The 4,936-nt window shown below is 48.9% G+C and carries 4 protein-coding genes; 3 read left to right on the forward strand and 1 reads right to left on the reverse strand.

The window, feature by feature from the left end:
• Window positions 1-187 precede the first annotated feature (187 nt).
• The 3 genes from K2H17_RS07670 (at window position 188) to K2H17_RS07680 (ending at window position 3,697) form a co-directional block, all read left to right on the forward strand.
• Window positions 188-1,174 carry a DUF5119 domain-containing protein gene (locus K2H17_RS07670; RefSeq protein WP_300133386.1) on the forward strand — a complete coding sequence of 329 codons (987 nt, stop codon included), beginning with the start codon at window positions 188-190 and terminating at the stop codon, window positions 1,172-1,174.
• Window positions 1,175-1,224: 50 nt separating this feature from the next.
• Window positions 1,225-2,316 carry a fimbrillin family protein gene (locus K2H17_RS07675; RefSeq protein WP_300133387.1) on the forward strand — a complete coding sequence of 364 codons (1,092 nt, stop codon included), beginning with the start codon at window positions 1,225-1,227 and terminating at the stop codon, window positions 2,314-2,316.
• 139 nt (window positions 2,317-2,455) lie between these two features.
• Window positions 2,456-3,697, forward strand: a complete 1,242-nt coding sequence (locus K2H17_RS07680; RefSeq protein WP_300133390.1) for a DUF3575 domain-containing protein — start codon at window positions 2,456-2,458, stop codon at window positions 3,695-3,697.
• A gap of 112 nt (window positions 3,698-3,809) precedes the next feature.
• Here the strand turns inward: K2H17_RS07680 and K2H17_RS07685 are convergent, their stop codons facing one another.
• Entirely contained in the window at window positions 3,810-4,934 is a 1,125-nt protein-coding gene (locus K2H17_RS07685) for a dTDP-glucose 4,6-dehydratase (protein WP_300133393.1), read from the reverse strand.
• Window positions 4,935-4,936 lie beyond the last annotated feature (2 nt).

Genomic DNA, 4,936 nt, shown 5'->3' on the forward strand with positions numbered 1-4,936 from the left:
GAATATGGCTCTGAATTGAAGGAGCATAGCGAGCTATGTGACTGAAATGAAGAGTCATAGGCACCCAAAACTTTCGCTCAGATTTTAACTATTGTTATTAAACGACCTCTAAGAATTAAAAATGGAAACGAGGGAGCCAAGCAGAAAAGGCAGAGGTATCATTGCCGTGCGGATGACGGTAAGGCACATGTGGTTGTGCTTTGCCTTGGCCCTTTTGTGTGCATGCCATCAGAAAGAACTTGTTTACCCGGATTCCACAATGATAAAAGTAACAGTCGCTTTCGACTGGACTTATGCTCCTGAAGCCCGACCGGACGGCATGACGGTGATATTTTTCCCTGTCGGAGATGAGGGCCGTATCTGGCGTTATGAGCTTAAAGGTTGCGACGGGGGAACTGTTGAGCTTCCTGCGGGAAATTACAGGATGCTTGCTTTCAATAATGATACGAAATATATATTTTATGATGGTGTTTCTCATTTTGACAGCTACGATGCCTACACAGCCAGGGCATTTTCTGAATGGCCGCCGTCGGTGATTGAGCATTTTCCGGAACTTGAATTTTATCGAGGCTTCCATTGTCCAGATGCGTTGTTCTGTGGTGTGGCTGATGAAATATCAGTGACATTGTGTGCGGTTTCCTACCATGCCGCCAAACCGGATGACAGTCCGGGAAATTCTGAAATCAAAGAATGCGGAAGCCATATCATAAGATGCTGGCCTTCGCCAAGAACAGCTACTTATACATGCGTGTTCCGCAATGTGGCCAATATCCGGGGCATGAAGCGTGGTTATTGTCTTCTGAGCGGTCTCGCGCCGGAAGATCTGATTGCCGCTGATATACTTTCGGATTCGAATGGTGCCTACACCTTCCTTGCCGGTCGGAAAGAGGATGAAATCTCAGGCAAAACAGTCGCTTTTGGATGTTCGGCATCCTTGGAGACACATCAGTACTTATATCTGATCGTTGTGCTTTCTGACGGCCGGACAGCATCGTACCGTTACGATGTTTCTGACCAGATTCTGAACTCCCCGGACAAGAGGAATGTTATGATTATAATAAACGGACTCGAATTGCCGGAGGTCAAACCGGTTGATCCTGACGATCCGACAACCGATTTTGAGGTTGCGGTTGATGATTGGGAAATGGTTATTATCAATCATGTCGTCGCTTGAAATTGAAACTAAATTATTTATAATACACACACAACGAAAAGTTCTGAAGTATGAAACATTCTAAAATTTTCATGTTGGCTTCTGTTGGCCTGACATTCTGTTTCGCTTCCTGTTCGTCCGAAAAAGATGATCCGATAGCCACAGTGGATGATAATGTAATCCGTTTCACAGCCGCCAGTCCGCGGCCTCAGCAAAGATCTTCGACTGACATCACAACCAGCAATCTCAACCAGTTTTTTGTGTATGGCTACCTCACATCCAACGGGTCTCTCTATATGTCGGATATAGAAGTCAATAAGACGGGCACAAACTCGTGGGAATATTCACCGGTCAAATATTGGCCGTCAGGTGATGCCATAGATTTCTATGCCTATGCTCCGGCTGATATGCTGCCTCCCGGCATAACTCCGCTTGACGAGATCCCGTTCACCAACAGCGGGACAGCGGATTTTATCTATGCGGTTGCACCGAATAAAAGTCAGCCGACATCAGGCAGCGATGCTCAGGTCAGATTCAACTTCCGCCATGCTCTTGCAAAGGTCACAGTCATGTTGAGTTCCGAAGACACAAAACTTGATGTCAAAGTGAACAATGTGACGATAGTCGGTGCCAATCAGAACGGCAATTTCAAGTTCCCGAAAGCTTCAACCGCCGGCAGTCCTGACGCAGCGTCCTCAGAATCAATCGGGACATGGAGCAACCTTTCAGGAAAAGGATTCACTGTGCTCCACATGGCACAGAGGCAGGATGAAATCCTGACCCTGACAACCGAACCGATTGATGCCGATACCGACGGAAACGCAGCGAAGTTCTTCATCCCGCAGGAGTTGCCATATATTCATGGCGGAGATTATGCCAACGAGGTATATCTGGTGCTGACATGTGCGATGTATGATAAGTCGACAGGCACAAAGGTCTGGCCGAATGCCAATACTCCGGAAGAAAACTTACCTAACGGAGGCTATGCCGGCGAAGGCTTTATCTATCTGACACTCCAAGGTGCCAATTTCACTGCATGGCAAGGCGGATACCATTATGTCTACAACGTGGTCATAAACGGTCATCCGGACATGTCTCAGATCGAATTCGGAGATCCGACGGTTGACAGCTATGTTACTGTCACCACAGAGCTTCAGCCATAAGTTTATTACTTTAAGCCTGTTCCAGGTAATGGATATCAGTTCTGCAACACTGTCCCTGATCTGAAAGGGGGTGGTGTTGCAGGATTTATCAGAGAGATTAACTGACACAGGAGAGGTCTGTGATCAATCTGTGATCAAGATGAAGAAACTATTTGTCATATTGTGCGCATTAATGTCGTTCAGCGGCATATCGGGCAAAATTATGTCCGATAGTGTCACTGTGCTTTTTCCGGTATCTAAAACCGAACTGTTGACTGCTTATATGGGCAATGAGGAGAGGCTTGACACATTTGTTGTCCGGATGGATTCAATCTTGCATCTTAAGCCGGGGCCGTTTGTGCGCAGTATTGAGATATTCGGAGCGGCTTCACCTGAGGGTAGCTACTGGTTCAATAGGTCTCTTTCCGGGCAACGGGCTAAAGCGGTTCTTGATTATCTTGACCGAAAACTGAATGTCCCTGACAGTCTGGTGTCGATAAGTTATGCAGTCCGCAACTGGAATGCTCTTAGGACTGCGATTGATTCCGACAGTCTTGTTCCGGACCGCAAATCGGTTCTGAACTTGCTGGATTCATATTTGCAGGATGCTCAGTCCGGACTTTCTGCTGAACAAAGCGACCGTCTGTTACTGGCAATCCGCTCTTTGGACGGAGGGAAGCCATACCGGTTCATGCTTAAAAATATTTTTCCGTCACTGCGGGAGGCCAAATTGGTCATAACATTTTACATGCTGCCGCAGCAGGTCAAGCCACGGAGCCGGATCTCTGTGACAGACTTTGAAATTCAGGATTCTATCTCGGAAATTATACCGGAAATGGTTTCTATGGCACCTAAGTCTGCCGATTCCGGGTCAGGAATGAAATGGGCTTTGCGGACAAATCTGCTTTTTGATGCTTTGGGTGCTCCCGACCTTGGGGCAGAGTTTTATCTGGGACATGGTTTCAGTGTACAGGGGGAATGGATGTATGCCTGGTGGTCACACCGCAATAGGAATTTTTTCTGGCGGTTGTATGGCGGGGATGTCGGTTTCAGATGGTGGTTTGGCAAATTGTCCAGGCGTCAGCCACTGTCAGGCCATCATGTAGGTATATATGCACAGGCCTTGATCTGGGATTTTGAATTAGGTGGCCGTGGCTATATGGGCGGAGTTCCGGGTGATGCAATTTGGCAGCGTGCAAATCTGGCCGCCGGGTTGGAATATGGTTATTCGCTTCCTGTGGCCAGGCGTTGGAATATTGATTTCAGTATCGGAATCGGATACATGGGAGGCTCCTATCGCGAATATGTCCCGATGTGCGGCTACTATGTATGGCAGTCTACAAAAAGACTCAACTATGTCGGGCCTACAAAAGCCGAGATCTCATTGGTCTATCGGTTCTGATGGAAAGGCCTGGGGTTTTAACAGGCTGCAAGTAAACAACCTCTAATAACAAGGAGATGTCCGTATGGCAAATAGCGGACATCTCCTTGTTATTATTTATCCAAACGGACAGTTAGCGGTTTGAGTACATGTCTTCATAGTAGCTCTGATAGTCTCCGGAGGTGATGTTGTCCATCCAGGGCTGATTGTCGAGATACCAGCGGACGGTTTTTTCGATGCCTTCCTCGAACTGGAGCGATGGTTCCCAGCCGAGTTCCCGCTGGAGTTTGCGGGAGTCGATCGCGTAGCGCATGTCATGGCCCAGGCGGTCGGTGACGTAGGTGATGAGGCTGTCGGAGTAGCCTTCGGGATTGCCGAGAAGACGGTCGACGGTGCGGATGATGACTTTGATCAGGTCGATGTTTTTCCATTCGTTGAAGCCGCCGATGTTGTAGGTGTCGGCTATCTTTCCTTTGTGGAAGATCAGGTCGATGGCGCGGGCGTGGTCTTCAACGAAGAGCCAGTCGCGGACATTTTCGCCTTTGCCGTAGACGGGGAGAGGCTTGCGGTGACGGATGTTGTTGATGAACAGCGGGATGAGCTTTTCAGGGAACTGATAGGGTCCGTAGTTGTTGGAGCAGTTGGTGACAAGCGTCGGCATTCCGTAGGTGTCGTGATAGGCGCGGACAAAGTGGTCGCTTGATGCTTTGGAGGCCGAATAGGGAGAGTGGGGATTGTATTTGGTGGTCTCAAGGAAGAATTCCGTGCCGTAGGCGTGATGGTGTTCGCTTGATGAGGCGGTGGTGGTGAATGGCGATTCGATTCCTTCGGGATGAGTCAGTTCGAGGGCGCCATAGACTTCGTCGGTCGAGATGTGGTAGAAGAGCTTGCCTTTATATTTTTCCGGCTGTGATTCCCAGTATTCTTTCGCGGCCTGAAGCAGGGCGAGTGTGCCCATGACGTTGGTGCGGGCGAAGGTGAAGGGATCCTTGATCGAGCGGTCAACGTGGCTTTCGGCTGCCAGGTGGATGATGCCGGTGATTTTGTGACCGGTGATTATCCGGCGCATTTCTTCAAGGTCGGCGATGTCGGCTTTCACGAAGGTGTAGTTCGGACGGCCTTCGATGTCCTTGAGGTTGGCAAGGTTGCCGGCATAGGTCAGTTTATCGAGATTGACGATATTGTAGTCGGGATATTTGTTGACAAACAGGCGCACTACGTGTGAGCCGATGAATCCGGCGCCACCTGTGATAAGTATGT

It is taken from the genome of Duncaniella sp., assembly GCF_029054785.1.
In the GTDB taxonomy this organism is placed as follows: domain Bacteria; phylum Bacteroidota; class Bacteroidia; order Bacteroidales; family Muribaculaceae; genus Duncaniella.